The 19,452-nt window shown below is 63.2% G+C and carries 22 protein-coding genes, 1 pseudogene and 1 riboswitch; of the genes and pseudogenes, 14 read left to right on the top strand and 9 right to left on the bottom strand.

The genetic code is table 11. The features are described 5' to 3' along the window. Positions 1-26: 26 nt before the first annotated feature. The 3 genes from MTX23_RS08995 to MTX23_RS08985 form a co-directional block, all read right to left on the bottom strand. On the bottom strand, positions 27-314 hold the full coding sequence (locus tag MTX23_RS08995; RefSeq protein WP_280976273.1) for a DUF5658 family protein: 288 nt from the start codon (positions 312-314) through the stop codon (positions 27-29). 934 nt (positions 315-1,248) lie between these two features. Beyond that, positions 1,249-1,773: a PRC-barrel domain-containing protein gene (locus MTX23_RS08990; protein ID WP_280976272.1), complete on the bottom strand. Its 525-nt coding sequence runs from the start codon at positions 1,771-1,773 to the stop codon at positions 1,249-1,251. 79 nt (positions 1,774-1,852) lie between these two features. Next, positions 1,853-2,230 (bottom strand): PRC-barrel domain-containing protein, encoded by a 378-nt coding sequence (locus MTX23_RS08985; RefSeq protein WP_280976271.1) that lies wholly within the window; start codon positions 2,228-2,230, stop codon positions 1,853-1,855. Between the two features lie 364 nt (positions 2,231-2,594). On the opposite strand from MTX23_RS08985, the gene MTX23_RS08980 reads away from it, so the two are divergent. Continuing rightward, the gene (locus tag MTX23_RS08980; RefSeq protein WP_280976270.1) at positions 2,595-3,332 is read left to right on the top strand and encodes a response regulator; all 738 of its coding nucleotides are present in this window, start codon (positions 2,595-2,597) and stop codon (positions 3,330-3,332) included. Positions 3,333-3,334: 2 nt separating this feature from the next. After that, positions 3,335-4,690 (top strand): ATP-binding protein, encoded by a 1,356-nt coding sequence (locus tag MTX23_RS08975; protein ID WP_280976269.1) that lies wholly within the window; start codon positions 3,335-3,337, stop codon positions 4,688-4,690. A 14-nt stretch (positions 4,691-4,704) separates the two neighbouring features. On the opposite strand, the gene MTX23_RS08970 is transcribed toward MTX23_RS08975, so the two are convergent. After that, positions 4,705-4,902 (bottom strand): hypothetical protein, encoded by a 198-nt coding sequence (locus MTX23_RS08970; RefSeq protein WP_280976268.1) that lies wholly within the window; start codon positions 4,900-4,902, stop codon positions 4,705-4,707. Positions 4,903-5,223: 321 nt separating this feature from the next. Between MTX23_RS08970 and MTX23_RS08965 the strand changes: the two genes are divergently transcribed. The 6 genes from MTX23_RS08965 to thiC all read left to right on the top strand — a co-directional run bounded on the left by MTX23_RS08965 (position 5,224) and on the right by thiC (position 10,925). Further along, the gene (locus tag MTX23_RS08965; protein WP_280978014.1) at positions 5,224-5,766 is read left to right on the top strand and encodes a lytic transglycosylase domain-containing protein; all 543 of its coding nucleotides are present in this window, start codon (positions 5,224-5,226) and stop codon (positions 5,764-5,766) included. Positions 5,767-5,954: 188 nt separating this feature from the next. Next, positions 5,955-6,096, top strand: a riboswitch (TPP riboswitch). Then, entirely contained in the window at positions 6,084-7,097 is a 1,014-nt protein-coding gene (locus tag MTX23_RS08960) for an FAD-dependent oxidoreductase (RefSeq protein ID WP_280976266.1), read from the top strand. (Overlaps the previous riboswitch by 13 nt.) After that, the gene (gene thiS, locus MTX23_RS08955; protein ID WP_280976265.1) at positions 7,088-7,285 is read left to right on the top strand and encodes a sulfur carrier protein ThiS; all 198 of its coding nucleotides are present in this window, start codon (positions 7,088-7,090) and stop codon (positions 7,283-7,285) included. The genes MTX23_RS08960 and thiS overlap by 10 nt, the downstream gene beginning before the upstream one ends. A 203-nt stretch (positions 7,286-7,488) precedes the next feature. Next, positions 7,489-8,271 (top strand): thiazole synthase, encoded by a 783-nt coding sequence (locus MTX23_RS08950; RefSeq protein WP_280976264.1) that lies wholly within the window; start codon positions 7,489-7,491, stop codon positions 8,269-8,271. Beyond that, positions 8,258-8,866, top strand: a complete 609-nt coding sequence (locus MTX23_RS08945; protein WP_280976263.1) for a thiamine phosphate synthase — start codon at positions 8,258-8,260, stop codon at positions 8,864-8,866. Before MTX23_RS08950 ends, MTX23_RS08945 begins: the two co-directional genes overlap by 14 nt. A gap of 193 nt (positions 8,867-9,059) precedes the next feature. Further along, positions 9,060-10,925, top strand: a complete 1,866-nt coding sequence (gene thiC, locus MTX23_RS08940) for a phosphomethylpyrimidine synthase ThiC (RefSeq protein ID WP_280976262.1) — start codon at positions 9,060-9,062, stop codon at positions 10,923-10,925. A 96-nt stretch (positions 10,926-11,021) separates the two neighbouring features. Here thiC and MTX23_RS08935 read toward each other — a convergent pair whose 3' ends face one another. The 3 genes from MTX23_RS08935 to MTX23_RS08925 all read right to left on the bottom strand — a co-directional run bounded on the left by MTX23_RS08935 (position 11,022) and on the right by MTX23_RS08925 (position 14,464). After that, the gene (locus tag MTX23_RS08935) at positions 11,022-11,711 is read right to left on the bottom strand and encodes a hypothetical protein (protein ID WP_280976261.1); all 690 of its coding nucleotides are present in this window, start codon (positions 11,709-11,711) and stop codon (positions 11,022-11,024) included. Then, on the bottom strand, positions 11,674-12,489 hold the full coding sequence (locus MTX23_RS08930; protein WP_280976260.1) for a hypothetical protein: 816 nt from the start codon (positions 12,487-12,489) through the stop codon (positions 11,674-11,676). The genes MTX23_RS08935 and MTX23_RS08930 overlap by 38 nt, the downstream gene beginning before the upstream one ends. A gap of 304 nt (positions 12,490-12,793) precedes the next feature. After that, positions 12,794-14,464: an NAD(P)/FAD-dependent oxidoreductase gene (locus MTX23_RS08925; protein WP_280976259.1), complete on the bottom strand. Its 1,671-nt coding sequence runs from the start codon at positions 14,462-14,464 to the stop codon at positions 12,794-12,796. 205 nt (positions 14,465-14,669) lie between these two features. Here MTX23_RS08925 and MTX23_RS08920 point away from each other — a divergent pair, with 205 nt between their 5' ends. From MTX23_RS08920 to MTX23_RS08910, 3 genes are all read left to right on the top strand, one after another. Next, a complete protein-coding gene (locus MTX23_RS08920) occupies positions 14,670-15,068 on the top strand; it encodes a hypothetical protein (protein ID WP_280976258.1) in 399 nt (132 codons plus the stop codon). A 113-nt stretch (positions 15,069-15,181) separates the two neighbouring features. Then, complete coding sequence (locus MTX23_RS08915) at positions 15,182-15,661, top strand: NUDIX domain-containing protein (RefSeq protein ID WP_280976257.1); 480 nt, start codon at positions 15,182-15,184, stop codon at positions 15,659-15,661. Beyond that, positions 15,661-16,182: a mismatch-specific DNA-glycosylase gene (locus MTX23_RS08910; protein ID WP_280976256.1), complete on the top strand. Its 522-nt coding sequence runs from the start codon at positions 15,661-15,663 to the stop codon at positions 16,180-16,182. Before MTX23_RS08915 ends, MTX23_RS08910 begins: the two co-directional genes overlap by 1 nt. 208 nt (positions 16,183-16,390) lie before the next feature. Here MTX23_RS08910 and MTX23_RS08905 read toward each other — a convergent pair whose 3' ends face one another. Next, the gene (locus MTX23_RS08905; RefSeq protein ID WP_280976255.1) at positions 16,391-16,825 is read right to left on the bottom strand and encodes a hypothetical protein; all 435 of its coding nucleotides are present in this window, start codon (positions 16,823-16,825) and stop codon (positions 16,391-16,393) included. A gap of 281 nt (positions 16,826-17,106) precedes the next feature. On the opposite strand from MTX23_RS08905, the gene MTX23_RS08900 reads away from it, so the two are divergent. The 3 genes from MTX23_RS08900 to MTX23_RS08890 are packed head-to-tail and all read left to right on the top strand — an operon-like array spanning position 17,107 to position 18,389. Then, entirely contained in the window at positions 17,107-17,532 is a 426-nt protein-coding gene (locus tag MTX23_RS08900) for a YeeE/YedE thiosulfate transporter family protein (protein ID WP_280978012.1), read from the top strand. A gap of 2 nt (positions 17,533-17,534) precedes the next feature. Then, positions 17,535-17,999, top strand: a complete 465-nt coding sequence (locus MTX23_RS08895; protein ID WP_280976253.1) for a DUF6691 family protein — start codon at positions 17,535-17,537, stop codon at positions 17,997-17,999. 3 nt (positions 18,000-18,002) lie between these two features. After that, on the top strand, positions 18,003-18,389 hold the full coding sequence (locus tag MTX23_RS08890) for a RidA family protein (RefSeq protein ID WP_280976252.1): 387 nt from the start codon (positions 18,003-18,005) through the stop codon (positions 18,387-18,389). Between the two features lie 232 nt (positions 18,390-18,621). Here MTX23_RS08890 and MTX23_RS08885 read toward each other — a convergent pair. Then, positions 18,622-19,376, bottom strand: a pseudogene (locus MTX23_RS08885) (IS5 family transposase). Between the last annotated feature and the right edge of the window lie 76 nt (positions 19,377-19,452).

The raw sequence follows: 19,452 nt of genomic DNA, 5'->3' as shown, positions 1-19,452 counted from the left end.
ACGACCGGATGGCCGATGTGATTGGTTCAGTTCGTGCCCGCGATGACGATGAGGTTGTTGAGTACGGGCGTGGAGCAGAAAGCTACTACAAGAGCGATGTTGTAAAGGTTGTTGCTGCGCCAAAGCAGCCACGCCACGACAAACGTTAAACCTAGCTTGGGGATAAGCCACCATACACCCAACCATGCCTGAGCCAGCCGCATGAACGGGTTCAACTCGCCCAATCCGAGATGCAGGATCACATTCGTGGTCAAAAGGTCGGCGCATCCCAATAACAGGCAGGAGAGCACCAAGAGTGCCTTAACCCAATTCATTCCTAGTTTCTCCGTGCCGAGGGTGCCGGACTGGCCAGATCACGCTATTTGAGAACGGACAAAAAGAAGAAAGCGATCAGTTGTCCCCCTATAAGCCAGAAACCCTTATTTTTTCTTAACCTTCGCGCGAACGCATTTGCCTGCGTGGCGCCTCCGGCGGGACCTCGATGGGCTTCCGTTACCCGAAAGATGGGTATCCGGGGCCGGATTTACGAATCTGGAGCCGAAAGGAGGGACCCGTCGGGAGGGGCACGTCGCTAAGGAGGAACGGCTCCGATCACAGGGTGGGCTCGGCGCGAACCGAGGTTGGTTGGTCAGGACTCTTTATCGCGGCGAGTTAGGTTGAGGCGGTCGACGCGCTCATCAATCCGCCGGTTCAGTTCCTGATCCGCTCTCGCATTTCTCTTCTGGAGATGCGCGCGAACGCCAAATGCGCATGCGATTAGCACAATCGCGAAGAGCGCGTAGTACCGCCATTCCATACACTGATCTCACTTGGCATGACTAATCAGACGACAGATCCTTTCCGGCCTGCCGGCAGCCCGAACATGTACTCCGGAGATTTCGGGACCATGCTGCATATAAAGCGGGAGTCCCTGGGAAGGGCAATTCTCAATATGTGGGGGGGCGGAACGGAGGCGGGCCACTGCCGGTCGCAGTTCGCGACCTCGCGGACCACCGACGTCTGACGTCATCGGACTGACATCAACGCGACTGGATGATGCCGTAGACGACGCATGGCAAAATCAGACTGAGATCCACAAGATGGCACAGGCGATAACTCGCCTGTGGCTATTTCGGTGCTTCGCAGTATCTCCCATCGGAGCTCTGCCTCGACTCTTACCCTTCCAACTCAGGCCCTATACACCTGAACAACAAAAACGCGCCCGGCAACGCCGGGCGCGCTTCACATTTCACGTGACGCGGTCGCGCGTTACTCGGTCGCGTACTTGAACTCGGGCATCGCCTTCAACTCGTCCTTGGACGCACTGAAGACCGCGTGATCCGGATACCATGGGTTCGGCTTCGCCGTCTTCGCAGGCGCAGCGCCTGTCGTGGTGTTCGTCGACATCTTGTTGGGGCTACCGGTGTTCGATGCGCTGCCGCCGGAATTGGCGACCGGCTCGGTGGCGAACTTCACCTTGTCGAGCGGCACCGCGACCAGATGCTCGCCTACGCCAAGGAAGCCGCCGACGCCGATCACCACTCCCTTGATGGCACCCCCCTTGTCCATCAACAGGTCGTTGATCGAACCGACATTCTCGTTGCTGTCGTTATAGACACGGAGGCCGACAACCTTGGACGCGCGCCAGTCGCCCTGATACGAGGTCGACGACGTGCTCGTCGTCGCAGGAGCCATGCCTGCCTTGTCGCCCTTCTCCGTCGGAGTCTGCGCGAAAGCAACGCTCGCAAGCAGCACCGATCCGGCCACGCCGGCGACGATGGATCTGACTAGCATTGATGGGGTTCTCCTCAATTCGCAGAATCGATACGAGAAAAACCCGTCACATCAGCGACCGTTCCTAATCAACCTGCGGTCAAAAGCCGCCCCAGTACGGAGGAACGCCGTAGAAGCGGTGCAACTCGACTTCCTGCGAACGGTCGCCCCAGTCGAAATCCTTGTCGGCGCGGAACGACGGCGCGCGCTTCAACTCCTCATCGTCGATGTCGAGCTCGTAGGCCTCGAAGTTCGGATTGTAGTGCAGCCGGCCCCACGGCAACGGGATGAGGTTGGTCCCGATGCCCAGAAAGCCACCGAAGCTCAATACCGCGTACGACACCTTGCCCGAAATCTTGTCGATCATCAGCCGCTCGATGTGACCGATCATGTCGCCATTGGGCCGCCGCACCGCGGTCCCCTCGACGCGATCGCTTGCAATCAGTTGATGCGGCCTTGCCTTGGCCTCGACCGTCATCTCACCCTCCCATGCCTGAAAGGGAGTCAACGCATCGTCCGGGGCCGGGGTTCCGGCCGGATATGGCAGCCTTCCATCCCTTTTGTGCGTCGCGTCGGCTGCGCCGGGCACCTGCACCACAAAGGGTTGACGGCCTTCCTCCCACAACCGCGCTCGTTTTGCGCACGTGCTCAGGCTGCCGGGGACCCAAAGCGCGCACCGTAAAACTACTGCCGGAATCTCAATGCATTACGCTTTGATGAAATAACGATAACTTTTCACCCCACCACCGACCTGTTAACTGTGATCGCCGGGCAAGATTTCAGAAACACACAGAAACAAAATTCCTGCGCCGCCTTCCCCGAATCACGGACAAGAGAACGGTATGACTCAGGCTACGCCCAACATCCTTGTCGTCGAGGACGACCGCGAGACGCGGGCCCTCATCGCGAAATATCTCCGCACCAATTCCTGCAACGTGACGACTGCCTCCGACGGCCGCGAGATGGCGCGGGCGATGGCCGACCATCGGGTCGATCTGTTGATCCTCGACGTCATGCTGCCGGGCGAGGACGGCCTCAGCCTGTGCCGCAAGGTGCGTGCGGAATCGCAGACGCCGATCATCATGCTGACCGCGCGCGGCGAGGACGTCGACCGCATCCTCGGCCTCGAGATGGGCGCCGACGATTACCTGCCGAAGCCGTTCAATCCGCGTGAGCTGCTGGCGCGGATCAACGCCGTGCTGCGCCGGCAGGCGGCCGCGCGCAACGCCAGCGCGATCGAGGGCGCGACCACGCTGTCGTTCCTCGGCTGGCGCATCGACATCCGCCTGCGCGAGCTGCGCAATCCCGAAGGCGCCCGCGTCGCCATGACCAGCGCCGAGTTCGACCTGTTGCGGACCTTCTGCGAGCGGCCCGGCCGCGTGCTGTCACGTGACAGCCTGCTCGACCTGACGCAGGGCCGCAGCGCCGGCTCGTTCGAGCGCTCGATCGACGTACTGGTGAGCCGCATCCGCCGCAAGATCGAGCCCGACCCGCAGGAAGCCACCATGATCAAGACGGTGCGCTCCGGCGGCTACATGTTCACCCCGAGGGTGGAGGCGGTCGCCGCCGCCAACAACTGACCATGAAACTGCTGCGCGTGCTGAGTCTGCGGGGAATCGGCGCGCAGATCGCGGCGCTGGTGGTCGCGTCGATCGCCGCGCTGCATCTCATCATCACCGCGATCTTCCTGATCCATCGCCCGGACCAGCCTGAGCCGGCCGATCGCTGGCACACCCAGCTTGCGGCCTCCGCGCAATTGCTGGGGCATGCTCCGCCTTCGGAGCGGCCGCGGCTGAAGGAGGACATCGCACGCGCCTTCCCGCAGCTCGCAATCGGCGACCTGCCGGCAGACACGGTCCCGTTGAGCGAGCCCGCGCCGGGCCTACACGCGCTGCGCCGGCTCGGACCCAGCTATCGCGTCTTCATGCTGCCGCGCGAGGCCGGCGCGCCGGGTGACCGTCAGATCCGCCGCATCGGCATCCGACTGCCCGACGGCACCATGATCGCCGCGAACCTGGTGCCGGATCAGCACATGCGGCCGTTCTGGGGCGGCCCGTGGATGATGACGGTGCTGTTCGCAGTCATCAGCGTCACCCTGCTCGGCCTGTGGGCGGCCTGGGCGCTGACGGCGCCGCTGTCGTCCTTCGTCAAGGCCGCGGAGACGTTCAGCCTTAGCGGCGCCGCCGAGCCGCTGCCGGAGCGCGGTCCCGAGGAAATCCGCTCGCTCGCCAAGGCGCTCAACCGGATGCGCGAGCGCATCACCACCCTGATCGACGACCGCACCAGGATGCTGGCCGCGATCAGCCACGATCTCAGGACGCCGATCACGCGGATGCGGCTGCGCGCGGAATTCATCGAGGACGAGACCCATCGCCACCGCATGCTGCGCGACCTCGACCAGATGCGCTCGATGCTGGAATCGGTGCTGTCGTTCCTGCGCAACGACCGCAAGCTCGAGGAGATGACACTGGTCGACATCGCCAGCACCCTGCACCTCGTCACCGATCAGTTCGCCGACATGGGCCACAAGGTCGTTTACGAGGGCCCGCAGCACGCGATGGCAATCGCGCGGCCCGCCGACCTGCATCGCAGCATCACCAATTTGGTGGAGAACGCCGTGCGCTTCGGCGGCGAGGTCGCCGTCCGCCTTGCCGCCAACTCCGACGGGCTCACCATCGACGTCGAGGACGACGGCCCCGGCATTTCGGATGCGCACAAGGCGAGCGTGCTGGAGCCGTTCGTGCGCGGCGACCACGCGCGCAACATGGACGAGGCCGAAGGCTTTGGCCTTGGCCTGTCGATCGCCAACGCCAGCGTGCTCGCCCATGGCGGCACGCTCTCGCTGCACGACCGGAAGCCGCACGGGCTGGTGGTCCGCATCCAGTTGCCGGCGCGCCAGCAGCCGCCGTGGCCAAGGCCGCAGAAATCCGCCGCCTGATCAGACCACTCGTTTCAAGCTGCGAGCGGCCTGGTCAGTTGCTCATGCTCGTAGATTGCGATCGCCTCGAAGCGGTAATTGCAGGCGCGGCAATTCCACAGATAGGACGTGCGGCCTTCGCCGTGCTCCACCCAGTCCGGACGCGGGATCGGCTTGCCGCATTGTGCACAGGGATTTTCGCGAGGCAAAGAGCCGGAGTCCTGACGGGCCATGGCGCATCTCCCTTGTGATTGTTCTCATTTTTTTGAATGGACAAACGTGCTGCCTTGCTTGGACGGGTGCACGCTGGCGAATGTCATTGTAGACCCTTGTTGCGTCATTTGCACGACAATCTGCCGTGGACGGCGTGCGGCAAAACCGGCTCCAGACAATTTGAAGCGTTTGTCTTCCGACCTCCGCATCCGGTTCACCGCGGACAGGGAGGGCCACACGACCTTCGCTGTTGCGAAGGTTTTGCCACATTCCTGCCCGCTCACCGTACCAATCAGGACGCAGGCAACCGACGCGAATTGAAGGACCCCGGGCGATCCGACATGACAAAGCTGCAAACTCTTGCCTCGTTGGCCGCGATTGCGGTGCTGGCGTCGTGCGCGAACGCGAGTGCGCAGTCGCGCGCGCAATACGAGGCGATGGTCGCCGCCGAGGCCCAGGCGAATCTGGTGCCGGAAGAGCTGGTGCATCGCGTCATCGTCCGCGAGAGCAAGTACCATCCGCAGCTGATCGGACGCGGCGGCACGATCGGGCTGATGCAGATCAAGCTCGGGACCGCCCGCGGCCTCGGCTACACCGGTACCGCCGCGGGGCTGCGCGACCCCGCGACCAATCTCAAATACGGCGTGAAATACCTTGCCGGCGCCTATCGTGCCGCCAACGGCGATCACGATCGAGCCGTGCGTTATTTCGCGGGCGGGTATTACTATGCCGCAAAGCGTCAGCGCATCGAACATCTGAAAGAGGCGAAGCTTGCTGGCGAGAGTGCACCGCCAAAGGCGTTCGCCCGGCAGGAGCAGCCGCCAACCGAGGCTGCCGAGGCGAGCGAGGAACAGGCTTCAAGCGAGGAACAGGCTTCAAAATAAGGGCGATCGGGTCCGCGCGCGCCCTGGGTGCCATCCCGCCCGGCCGATCCTCGACGTGCCGTTCCCCGCATCAACGACGTCATCGTTCGGCAGGCACCCCGTCCCGCGCTGGAGCGCGCCGCGGCACCTCGGCGCGGCGCGGTTCGTGGCATAATGCGTTGACACACCCACCCATCCGCCTACATTAGAGCCGTTCCGAGGGGTGCTCCGAAGGAGGAGCTGAGATACCGCAAGCTTGGACCCGCCCGATGGCGGCCAGTCCGGGACCGCGGTGACCCTTTGAACCTGATCCGGGTCATGCCGGCGAAGGGACAGGGATGTACCAGACGTCAAGACCGCGGGGGGATTCCCCCGTCTCCATCATCGGCGCAGGCATAGCAGGTGCTTGGCATGCGCTGTTGTTCGCAGAGGCCGGACACGCCGTCACCCTGCACGAGCGCAGTGACGCTGCGATGACGGAATCCACAAGCCACTGGGCCGGCGGCATGCTGGCACCGTGGTGCGAGGCCGAAGCCGCCGAACCCGTGATCTTCCGGCTCGGTGTCCGCTCGCTCAGCCTGTGGCACGACCATTTTCCGCAAACCCCGTTCAACGGCTCGCTGGTGGTGGCGCATCCCCGCGACCGCACCGATTTCGAGCGCTTCGCCCGGCTCACCACCGGCCACCGCCGACTGGATGCGCAAGAGGTCAGCGGGCTCGAGCCGTCGCTCGAGGGCCGTTTCCGCGACGCCCTGTTCTATCCCGACGAGGGCCATGTCGAGCCGCGCCGCGTGCTGCCGCGGCTGCATGCCGCGATCGCCAGGGCCGGCGGCACCATCAGGTTTGGCAGCGCCCCGGAGGCCACTGACCTCGACGGCCTCGTGATCGATTGCCGCGGGCTTGCCGCGCGCGACCGCGAGCCGACCTTGCGCGGCGTCAAGGGCGAGATGATCGTGATCGAGACCGCGGAGGTCGAGCTGGCGCGACCGGTGCGGCTGATCCATCCGCGCTGGCCGCTCTACGTGATCCCGCGCGGCGACGGCCGCTTCATGCTGGGCGCGACCTCGATCGAGGCCGAGGACACCGGCGTCAGCGTGCGCTCGGCGCTCGAGCTGTTGGGCGCGGCCTATGCGGTGCATCCGGCCTTCGCCGAGGCGCGCATCGTCGAATTCGGGTCCGGCCTGCGGCCGGCTTTTCCGGACAATTTGCCGAAGATCAGGATCGAGCAGGAACGCATCTCAGTGAACGGACTCTACCGTCATGGCTTCCTGCTGGCGCCTGCGCTGGCCGAGCTGACGCTCGCCTATGTCGCACGCGGCGAAATCGACAACGAGGTGATGCAATGCGCGTAATCGTCAACGGCGAGCAGCGGGAGATCAATGCAGCCAGTGTCGGCGCGCTGCTGACCGAGCTCGACTACGAGGGCACCCATTTCGCGATCGCGCTGAACTACGACGTGGTGCCAAAGAGCCGCTGGGCCGAGACCGCGCTGAAAGCCGGCGACGAGATCGAGATCATCACGCCGCGGCAGGGAGGGTGATGGTGCAGGCAAGAATGGTCGAAGCTCTGCTCGTGAGACGCGATCCCGCGTCCCGCCCACTGCAGTCATCGCCCAGCTTGACCGGGCGATCCAGTACGCCGCGGCCTATCTGCTCAACGGCACGGCCTCTGGAATACTGGATCCCCGCCTTCGCGGGGATGACGAGTAGTGCTTGGGGCTGACGGCTAGAGGACGTTGATGCAATGGTCACCTTCTACGGCAAATCCTTCGCCTCCCGCCTCTTGATCGGCACGGCGCTCTACCCCTCGCCCGCGATCATGCAAGAAGCGATCCGGGCCTCGGGCGCCAACATCGTCACGGTGTCGCTGCGGCGCGAGGCCGCGGGCGGCAAGACCGGCGACGCGTTCTGGTCGCTGATCCGCGAGCTCGGCGTCACCGTGCTGCCGAACACCGCCGGCTGCCGGAGCGTGCGAGAGGCTGTCACCACGGCCAAGCTCGCGCGCGAATTGTTCGACACCTCCTGGATCAAGCTGGAAGTGATCGCCGACAACGACACGCTGCAGCCCGACGTGGTCGGCCTGGTCGAGGCCGCCGGCATCCTCATCAAGGACGGTTTTGAAGTCTTCCCCTATTGCACCGAGGATCTGTCGGTCGCCTCGCGCCTGGTCGATGCCGGCTGCAAGGTGGTGATGCCGTGGGCTGCGCCGATCGGCAGCGCCAAGGGCATCATCAACCGCGACGCGCTGAAGCTGCTGCGCGACCGGCTATCCGACATCACGCTGGTGGTCGACGCCGGTCTCGGCGCGCCGTCGCACGCGGCAGAAGCGCTCGAGCTCGGCTTTGATGCCGTGCTGCTCAACACCGCGGTCGCCAAGGCCGCCGATCCGGTCGGCATGGCCAATGCCTTCCGCCTCGGCGTCGAGGCCGGCCGCACTGCCTACGAGGCCGGGCTGATGGAAGCCCGCGACTTCGCCTCCCCCTCCACCCCTGTCGTTGGGACTCCGTTCTGGCATGCCGTATCCTGATAAATTCTATCCCGTCGTCGACAGCATCAAGTGGGTCGAGCGCCTGACCAGGCTTGGCGTCGGCACCATCCAGCTCCGCGCCAAGGAGCTCGACGACGGCCAGGCGCTGCAGATCGTCAGCGACGCGCTCGCGATCACCAAGGGCACGCCGACCAAGCTCGTCGTCAACGACTATTGGCGCGCGGCGATCGTCGCCGGCGCCGAGCATCTGCATCTCGGCCAGGAGGATCTCGCGGGAGCCGACCTCGCCGAGATCCGCAAGGCAAAACTGACGCTCGGCATCTCCACCCATGACGACGCAGAGCTCGCCACCGCGCTTGCCGCCAAGCCCGACTATATCGCGCTCGGCCCGATCTTCTTCACCACGCTGAAGTCGATGCGGTTCGCGCCGCAGGGCATTCCGAAGATCACCGAATGGAAGCAGCGGATCGGCTCCATCCCCCTTGTCGCGATCGGCGGCATCAAGTTCGAGCACGCGGCCGAGATCTTCGCCGCCGGCGCCGACTCGATCGCCGTCGTCTCCGACGTCACCCAGAACGCCGACCCCGACGCGCGGGTGCGGCAGTGGCTCGGCCTAGCCGCGGAGGCCGCGTGATGGCCCTGTCGAAAAGTCTCGTGCCACTCCCTCCGCTGTCATCGCCCGGCTTGACCGGGCGACCCAGTACGCCGCGGCTTCTCCGTATCCCGCCGCAGCCTCTGGAATACTGGATCCCCGCTTTCGCGGGGATGACGGCGATATTTGTCTCTCGCGCAGCGATGCCAACGAATTGAACTAAGGAGGATCTCTCATGAACATCCGCTCCAATCCCGACACCACCCGGCCCGCCGTCACGACCGGCCCGCTGCCCGCCTCGCGCAAGATCTTCGCGACGCCGCAGGACGCGCCCGATCTGCGCGTGCCGCTGCGCGAGATCATCCTCTCCGAAGCTGCCGGCGAACCCAACCTGCCGGTCTACGACACCTCGGGCCCCTACACCGATCCGCAGCTGACCATCGACGTCAACGCCGGCCTGCCGCGCAATCGTCTCGCCTGGGTCAAGGAGCGCGGCGGCGTCGAGGAATATCAGGGGCGCGAAATCAGGCCGGAGGACAACGGCAATGTCGGCGCCTCGCATGCCGCGAAAGCCTTCACCGCGCACCACAAGCCGCTGCGCGGGCTCGACGGCCACAAGATCACCCAGCTCGAATTCGCCCGCGCCGGCATCATCACCAAGGAGATGATCTACGTCGCCGAGCGCGAGAACCTCGGCCGCAAGCAACAGCTCGAACGCGCCGAAGCGGCCCTTGCCGACGGCGAAAGCTTCGGCGCCGCAGTGCCGGCCTTCATCACGCCGGAATTCGTGCGCAGCGAGATCGCGCGGGGACGGGCCATCATTCCGTCGAACATCAACCATGCCGAGCTCGAGCCGATGATCATCGGCCGCAACTTCCTGACCAAGATCAACGCCAATATCGGCAACTCGGCGGTGACCTCGTCGGTCGAGGAAGAGGTCGACAAGATGGTGTGGGCGATCCGCTGGGGCGCCGACACCGTGATGGACCTCTCGACCGGGCGCAACATCCACACCACCCGCGAATGGATCCTGCGCAACTCGCCGGTGCCGATCGGCACCGTGCCGATCTACCAGGCGCTGGAGAAGTGCAACGGCGATCCTGTCCAGCTCACCTGGGAGCTCTACAAGGACACCTTGATCGAGCAGTGCGAGCAGGGCGTCGACTACTTCACGATCCACGCCGGCGTCCGCCTGCCCTACATCCACCTCACCGCCAACCGCGTCACCGGCATCGTGTCGCGCGGCGGCTCGATCATGGCGAAGTGGTGCCTGGCGCATCACAAGGAGAGCTTCCTCTACACCCATTTCGAGGACATCTGCGACATCATGCGCAAGTATGACGTCTCGTTCTCGCTCGGCGACGGCCTGCGCCCCGGCTCGATCGCCGACGCCAACGATCGCGCGCAGTTCGCCGAGCTGGAGACCTTGGGCGAACTGACCAAGATCGCCTGGGACAAGGGCTGCCAGGTCATGATCGAAGGCCCCGGCCATATTCCGATGCACAAGATCAAGATCAACATGGACAAGCAGCTCCAGGAGTGCGGCGAGGCACCGTTCTACACCCTCGGGCCCCTGACCACCGACATCGCGCCGGGCTATGACCACATCACCTCAGGGATCGGCGCCGCGATGATCGGCTGGTTCGGCTGCGCCATGCTCTGCTACGTCACGCCGAAGGAGCATCTCGGCCTGCCCGACCGCAACGACGTCAAGACCGGCGTCATCACCTACAAGATCGCAGCCCACGCCGCCGATCTCGCCAAGGGCCACCCCGCGGCGCAGCTCCGCGACGACGCACTGTCGCGCGCCCGCTTCGACTTCCGCTGGGAAGACCAGTTCAATCTCGGCCTCGATCCGGAAACCGCGCGCAACTTCCACGACGAGACCCTGCCGAAGGAAGCCCACAAGGTCGCGCATTTCTGCTCGATGTGCGGCCCGAAATTCTGCTCGATGAAGATCACCCAGGACGTCCGCGACTACGCCGCGACACTCAACGACAAGGAACAGGGCATGGCGCAGATGAGCGCCAAGTTCAAGGAGATGGGGTCAGACGTTTATCTGGATGCGGAGAAGGTGAAGGAGAGCAATCGGGTGTTGTGAGCTCTCTCCACTCGTCATGCCCGGGCTTGACCCGGGCATCTATCAGACAACGAGAAGCCGGGCGAGAGCCCGGCTTTATTACGCTTTCGCCGACCGTTACTCTAAGTCTTCCTTAAGCTTTCGCCATTCGCGAAGCAGGCTGTCATATTTTTGGATGAATATCGTTCGCTCATCGCCTCGAGCTGGGTCTTCTGATGGTCGAAAGTAAGCGCTTCGCAGGATGTCAATTACGCGCACATCCTCGATCGCAAAATCCGCCAACGCTTCCTTGATCGCCCAAAACCCAAGTCTCGCGCCTTCGGTCGGCAGCGCCGGCCGCTCGCTAAAGTAGGGATACACAATTCGATATGAACCATCCTGCAGGCGCACCGCCGCAACGTTCTCCACTTTTACCACTGCACCTAACTCGGCGATGGAAAATCGAGCACTCACATTGGTCGGTACGAAGTCGAACGCTTCATTTCGCCATCGAGCCTTTTCGTTCCATAGTTTAAGGAACCCATTCGCCAAGAGTGGGTATAAACGAGCGCGAGCCTTGTTGCTCTCGACGCGAGCCTTGGACCTATCCCGCAGATCAGCTATCCCCCCCACATGATCCTTCGCGTCAGCCCAAAAAGGAGCGTAGAAATCGCCCCCTTTCTCGCCAACCTGTCTGCGAAGATCGCTCCTTATATCGGCAAGAAGAAGCGACCTGCGCTGGCGTACGTCGGCATAAAATAGTTGGAGCAGCTTTCGAAGATTAATCTTTTCAATCGAGCGCGCCGTAAAACGCTTGCATGAACTCATTTCGAGGGAATGCAACGATCAAAGGTGAGACGATGATTTCTGTCGCGTCATCGCTAATTGCCTTCACGATTCCGATTCCAGCAAATCGTCGATGTCCACCCCGGAAATCGCTGTAAGCAGTTGAAGTCGTAACCCACGCAGGATCATACGGGAAGACGACCCTTGTCGTTTCCGTCTTGATGTAGAAATGAGGCGAACGCTTTGGATCGAACTTTGATAGTAACTGCGGTGATACTGCCGTTCCTCCGTCGACGCCATTCCGCGTATAACAACGGTGCTCGAAAGAAATGAGCTGACCGATCATCTCCTCGCTCGCCGGCAGGATGTCATCTAGTGGAATTGCCTCAACTGAACTTTGAACGAGTGCAGAGACAACCCAGTGCATCTTGGATGCTAATTCCAGACCCTGACCTCTGAATCCTCGAAGCGGGTCGAGACCAAGCAACGACTGCAAATTTGGATTGCCCAACATCGCCCCAAGCCTTGGAATATTGATGAACTGGGCATAGTGGATCCGATCAAGCCAATCAGGGCGACGAAAGGAGCCGCCAAATAGCAACGCCTTCGCTGAACTAGCTTCGGCACGGCTCTTCCATTCTTCAAGTTCGTGAATGGAAAAGTCCAACCCTGCATTCTTATCAATCAAGATCGAACAGCTTCCGCACAACCAAAGCGCATTTCTAATGCTGCTGCGCTCCGCCGGAGTTTGCGAAGCATCAAAGCGGGGTCCTCCGGGAGCCGCAGCCCTTATGTGAGCTGCGACACCGATGATCTTCACTCCCGCCTCTGAGGACCGATCTGCACCAACAGTTGGCTTTCGGCAATTCGGTTGCGAGCATAGATTTCCGGCTCTGTCACGAACGTCGCGAACGACTGCCGCGGAGAAATTGTCCCTTCTATCCGCAACTTGCTTTCTAGTGGCCCCCATTCCCATGACTCAGCGCGCAGAATGCCTCAAATTGATAACACAATCACTAGGTGAACTGATTGCAGTCATAGCGAAGTGCATGGTCGGATGCTAGTCCAACGTACTCGCTAGCGCGGTAACCTTTGGTATAAGGCCTGAGTGCCAATCGGCAAAACTACGCCGACGCGCCAGCGGCCGCCGCTCGCACGTTGCCACCCGCACGCGCCCCAAACTCAATCTCCTGATACCCCTTCTCTGCCACCCCGTTGATGATCCCCAAAAACTTCGGCGTCCCTCCATTATAAACGAAATACCGCACCGTCCCCTCTTCGTGGCCGGGCACGTTGGAATTGTAGCCGGTGAACCAGCCCTTGGCTTTGCGCATCAGCATGATCTCGTACATCTTGACGACATGCGCGGTCCAGCGCTCCTGCGCCTCGAGCGTCGCGTCGGCGCGGGTGTAGCCGCGGCCCCACATGTATTGCAGCAAATTGGTGCACCAGTTGACGCCGTTCTCGATGCCGCGCGGAAAATTCGTGGACGCGGAGGCGCTTTGCGGCCCCGTCGGCATCAGCAGGTTCGGGAAGCCGTGCACGAGCATGCCGAGGAAGGTGGACGGCGCGTGCTTCCATTTGTCCGCGAGCTTCGCGCCGCCAATGCCCCTGATGTCGATCAGGTCGTAGGCGCCGGTGATGGCATCGAAGCCGGTGGCGTAGACGATGATGTCGAACTCATAGTCGCGCGCGGTGGTGCGCAGGCCGGTCTCGGTGACCCGCACCAGCGGCGTCTCGCTGAGATCGACGAGATGCACATTGTCGCGGTTGTAGACCTCGAAATAGTTCGTCTCCAGCGGCAGGCGCTGCACGCCGAAGCCGTGATCTTTCGGGATCAGCTTTTCGGCGATCTTGGGATCCCTGACACGCTGACGGATGCGGCCTGCGATATATTCCGACAGTTCGGCATTAGCGGCCTCGTCCATGAAGATCTCGCGAAAATTCGCCAGCCAGATGCCGAAGCCGGGCTCGTCGTAGAGCTTGTCCCACAGCGCAAGGCGCTCCTCGCGGCTCACCTCGTAGAAGCCGCGCTTGTCAGGCCCGTGCAGGAAGCTGCCCGGCGTCAGCGCGCAGGCGGCGAAGATCTCGTCGTAGCGCGCGCGGATGTCGGCCATTTCTGCTTCCGAGATCGCGCTGTTGTTGAGCGGCGCGCTCCAGTTCGGCCGGCGCTGGAACACGGTGAGCTCGGCGACCTTGTCGGCGATCTCGCCGATCAACTGAATGCCGGTGGCGCCGGTGCCGATCACGGCGACTCTCTTGCCGGCGAGATCGACCGGCTCGTGCGGCCAGTAATAGGTATGGAACGAGCGGCCCTTGAAGTCGTCGATGCCGTCCACCCGCGGCATGGTCGGCGCCGAGAGCAACCCGATCGCGAGCACAACGAAGCGGCAGGTCAGCACGCGTCCGTCGCCGAGCGTGAGCCGCCAGAGATCGCGCGTCTCGTCGAAAACCATTGTCTCGACCTTGCAGCCAAACTGCATGTGCCGACGCAGATCGAACTTGTCGGCGACGTAGTTGAGGTAGCGCAGATTTTCGGGCTGACCGGAAAAGCGCTCCCTCCAGTGCCACTCATCGAGCAGCTCGCGCGAGAACGAGAAGCCGTAGGTGTAGCTCTCGGAATCGAAGCGGCAGCCGGGATAACGGTTCCAGTACCAGGTGCCGCCGAGATCGGGCGCCGCCTCGAGCACGGTGGCGTCGATGCCGAGATCGGCGAGCCGCTTGATCTGGTAGATGCCCGCGACGCCGGCGCCGACGACGATCACCTCGTAATGAGTCTTTGCCGCTCCCGTCATGTCCCGCTCCCGGAATTGTTCTTGATCTGTTTGGATGGATTACAGACCCTTTTGCCTGATCAGGCAATCGCCCGCGGTCGTGCGCATCTTGCGTTGAGGCGCTGCCCGGGCCTGATCGATCCTTGCAACGTCGGGGATTTATATCCGTCCCGCATATCGCTACGCTCATGCGGACTACCTATCGTCCACATTCACTTGAACCATCATGACCGACAATCTCACCGGCATCTGGGACGGCAGCTATGTTCAGCCGGGTGCCGGCGTGGTCACGTTTCTGGCAACGCTGATTGAGACCGGCAGCGCGCTCGGCGGCAGCGTGACCGAACCCTGCATGATGCCCGGGTGCCCGTTGAGCACCCACAACGCGTCGATTGCGGGTCATCGCTCCGGCAACGCAGTCTCGTTCGTCAAGCGTTACGAGCCGCCCGGCTACGGCTACGGCACGGTGCATTACGAGGGCTCGGTCAATGCCGAGGCGACGGAGATCGACGGACGCTGGAAGATAGCGGGCACGTCATTCTCGGGAACGTTTCTGATGGTCCGCTCGACGAGGCCTGCAGAGTCGGTCACGACCGACGAACAGATCAAGGAGCCGGCGCGTTAGGGCATGATCACTTCTCCCCGTCGGGGAGGGGTGAACCGAAGTCGCCGCGAGCCTGGAAGCGGGTGATGAGCCCGTGCCCGACAATGTGATGAAGCAACTCTTTGGAATCAACCATGGCCAAACGAAGTGCCGGGCTGCTGATGTTTCGCTACCGGGGAAGCAGCCCGGAAGTTCTGCTTGTGCACCCCGGCGGTCCGTTCTGGGCGAAGAAAGACGATGGTGCATGGTCGATCCCGAAAGGCCTCTACGAAGACGGCGAGGATCCTTTTGTTGCCGCGAAGCGGGAGTTCGAGGAGGAAACGGGACAATCGCCGGTCGGCTCCTTCATCGAGCTCGGGGTCTTCAAGCAACCAGGCGGCAAGCAGGTCAGCGCGTGGGCGTTCGAGGGCGAGTTCGACCTGGCATCGTTCAAGAGCAACAATTTCGAGATGGAGTGGCCACCAAGGTCGGGACGCCTTGCGGAATTTCCCGAAGCGGATCGCGCGAACTGGTTTCCCGTGAAGGACGCATTGCGGAAGGTGACCAAGGGCCAGTTCGCCATTCTGAGGGGCCTGCTCGACAGACTGGGACTATCCGAAGACGATTTAGCGTGATGTCCGACCACATCTCCCACCGCCTCCCCGACCAGCTCCGCGCCGATCTCCGCCTGGTCTTCGTCGGCACCGCGGCGAGCACGCGGTCCGCCGCGGTCGGGCATTACTACGCCCATCCCGGCAACCGCTTCTGGCGCGCGCTGCATGAGGCCGCCATCACGCCGCGGCGCTATCGGCCGGACGAGTTCGCGGCATTGCTCGCGCTCGGCATCGGCTTCACCGATCTCTGCAAGACCAGCGCCGGGATGGATCACGAGATTGCGAGGCAGTCGTTCGACGTCATCGGCTTCAGGACGAAGATCGAGACGTTCCGTCCGAAAACCATCGCCTTCACCAGCAAGAAGGCGGCGAGCCTGTTCTATCAGCGGCCAACCAGCGCAATCGCGCTGGGTCGGCAGCCAACGATGAGCGGATTTCCCGACGTGTTCGTGCTGCCCTCGCCATCAGGCGCGGCGTCCGGGCATTGGACGTTGCGGCCGTGGCGTGAGCTGGCCGAGTGGATCAAGGCGCCACTGGCCTAGTCCGGATGGGTTCTATTGCGTAGCAAACCTTGTACCCCTCATGGTGAGGAGCGCGGAACGCGCGTCTCGAACCATGAGGCCCATCCGTGGCCTACATCCTTCGAGACGCCCGCTTCGCGGTCTCCTCAGGATGAGGACACACAACATCTATGACGCAGTGAGACTAATCTATGACGCAGTGAGACTAACCCACCCGACGTGCGAGTTGCTATTCCTTCAACGTGATCGCGAGCCCGCTGAGGTCGACATTGGCCATCAGTCCGACCTGCTTGCCGCCCAATTCCAGGACCGCGCCGTTCTGGTTGGTCAGCAGGATGCCGCGCACGCCGGCGCCGAGCGCAACGCCCATGCCCGCCGCGGCATAGACGCCGGCGATATCCTGAGCCCGGCGGATATTGCGGACCCGCCCCTGCAACGTGGTCTGGGAGCCGCCGAAGACGAGGCCATAGTCCAGCCCGCCGGCCGTCAGCCCGTAGGTCTTGCCGTGGAAGGTCATGACGCCCTTGCCGACGGAGCCGCCGAAGATCCAGCCGCCCTTGAAGATGACCAGCGTCACGGCCGCCTCGTCGGCCCGGGCGGCGGACGATCCGGTGAGCAGCGCCAGCGCGAACAGCACGGCGCGGGCGGCGGATGACAATCTCATGGGGAGTTCTCCGAACGATGTGAGAGGCAGATCGATTTCACGCCAATCTAACCGACTGATGGCGCCGTTGAAATGCCCGCAAGGCATGCCGGATTGCGCTTGTCCCAGCTATCGCGGGGGTTATCATTGGGTAGATCGCAAATCGTAGGATGGGTGGAGCGCAGCGAAACCCATCGTCGGAGCAGCTGAGAGAGGTGGTGGGTTTCGCGGAGTTTATCATCGGGCCGCGCGCTGCGCGGACCCGTTGGCTCTACCCACCCTACGCACCTCGGGTCATGGCCATGCACAACTTCACTCCCCTTTCCGGCTTCGTCGGCGGCGCGCTGATCGGGCTCGCCGCGGCGCTGCTGATGCTGTTGACCGGGCGGATCGCCGGCGTCACCGGCATCGTCGGCGGCGCGCTGCTGGGCGGTTCCGCCGACCGCGGCTGGCGCCTCGCATTCGTCGCGGGGCTGATTGCTGCGCCATTGATCGCAGCGCTGTTCGGCGCGCCGCTGCCGCGCCCTCAGATGAATTCGAGCCTCGTTGTGATCGCGATCGCGGGGCTGCTGGTCGGGTTCGGCACCCGGATGGGCAATGGCTGCACCTCCGGCCACGGCGTCTGCGGCTTCGCGCGCCTGTCGGCCCGCTCGATCGCGGCGACTTGCATCTTCATGCTGACGGCGATCGCCACGGTCGCGATGGTCAGGCACGGGCTGGGAGGCTAGCGATGCAGATTCTCGCCAGCTTCATATGCGGGCTGATCTTCGGTGCAGGGCTCCTGATCTCGGGCATGACCGATCCGCAGAAGGTGCTCGGCTTCCTCGACATCTTCGGCGCCTGGGATGCGACGCTCGCCTTCGTGATGGCGGGCGCCGTGGCTGTCACAGCGGCCGGCTTTGCGCTCGCGCGGCATCGCACCGCGCCTACCTTCTCGGCGCGCTTTCTCTGGCCCGACCGCAGCGATATCGATGCGCCGCTGGTGACAGGCGCCGTGCTGTTCGGCATTGGCTGGGGCCTCGTTGGCATCTGCCCAGGGCCGGCGCTGGTCAATCTCGCCGGCCTCACGCTGCCGATCGTGGTGTTCGTCGTGGCGATGGTCGTTGGCATGATCGGCCACGAAATCTGGCGCCGGCGCACCACCGCGCCGCGCGCCGTGCAAAGCCCAGCCCTTCCCTCTCGCGCTGACGGGTGACCCATGACAGCGATCAAGCACGTCCCTCCGCCATCAGGCATCAAGGCGCCGCCGCTCTCGTTCGGCGCGCGCGTCGGCGATCTCCTGTTCATCTCAGGCATTCCCGGCTTCGATGCCAACGGCGAGCTGCCCGACAGCTTCGAGGCGCAGTTCACCAATGTCGTCACCAATTTCAAGCGCGTGCTGGATGAGGCCGGCGCCACGATGCGCGATCTCGTCAAGGTCAATGTGCTGCTGACGCGCGCCTCCGACGTCGCCACGATGAACGCGCTCTATGCCGGCGCGTTCGGTCCGCCGCCCTACCCCGCGCGCACCACCTGCGTGGTGGTGGCGCTGCCCAATCCGAAGATGCTGATCGAGATCGAGGGCGTGGCGTCGGTAAAGGGGTGACAGTGCAATCACTGAGTTGCCCGACGGCGCAAGTCCCTTCTGCAAAAATATTTCTGTTTTCCAGAATCTCATCTCAGTGTATGAATAGCCCGTCTCACCCGCCTGAGGGGCGCTTCGCGATCGTCACGAGTGTTGGGTTGGGATGCGGTGGACGCCTCACGTGCAACTGACGAGTGCGCATGAGGCGGACGGTGAAGTCGTGCAGGCCTGACGCCCTAAGGTCCGGACTCAATCAGGTCCACCAAATGATAGCGGCAGCAAGATTGACGGCCGAGAGGAAGTTTCTGGCGAGCTTGTCATAGCGGGTTGCAATGCGCCGCCAGTCCTTGAGCCTGCAAAACATGCGCTCGACGAGGTTGCGCCGCTTGTATGCGGCGCGGTCGAACGGATGGAAGCGTTTTCGGGTGGGATTGTTTGGGATGACCGGGGTTGTTCCCCGTTCGATGAGGAATTGCCGCAGTTCGTTCGCGTCATAGGCCGTGTCGGCCGCACAGCAACGCGGTGGTGGCAGAGAGCTGAGCAGGGGCAGCGCCGCGCGGATGTCACCACGCTGACCTGGCGTTACTTCGAGCGCGATGGCGCGTCCGAGACTGTCGCAGACGGCGTGGATCTTGGTGGTCCTGCCACCGCGGGAACGACCGATGGCCTGAGCCTCCGCCCCCCTTTTCCACCGGCCGCCGCACGGTGCGCCTTGGCGGTCGTGGAATCGATGGCCTGGAAGTCGTCATCGGGCGACAGGCCCCGAAGTGCTTCGAACAGATTGCGCCAGACCTCGCGCCGCGACCAGCGGTTCCAGCGATTGTAGACGGTCGTGTAAGGGCCGAACACTGCCGGGCAATCGCGCCAGCGGCAGCCGGACTTCAACACATGGATGATGCCACTGATCACGCGGCGATCATCGACTCGACGAGCGCCGGGCTGATTTTGCGGCAGCAAGGGCTCGATTGCTGCCCACTGCCGATCATTCAACCAAAACTCGCCCGCCATGATCCAAGCCCCGCAAATGCAGAGCTTGAATCATATCTCCACGTAAAATTATACATCTGATTGAGTACAAACCTTA

It is taken from the genome of Bradyrhizobium sp. ISRA436, from assembly GCF_029910015.1.
Classification (GTDB): Bacteria; Pseudomonadota; Alphaproteobacteria; order Rhizobiales; family Xanthobacteraceae; genus Bradyrhizobium.
The sequence above is the reverse complement of the archived record's forward strand: the minus strand, read 5'-3'. Positions and strand labels throughout refer to the sequence as shown.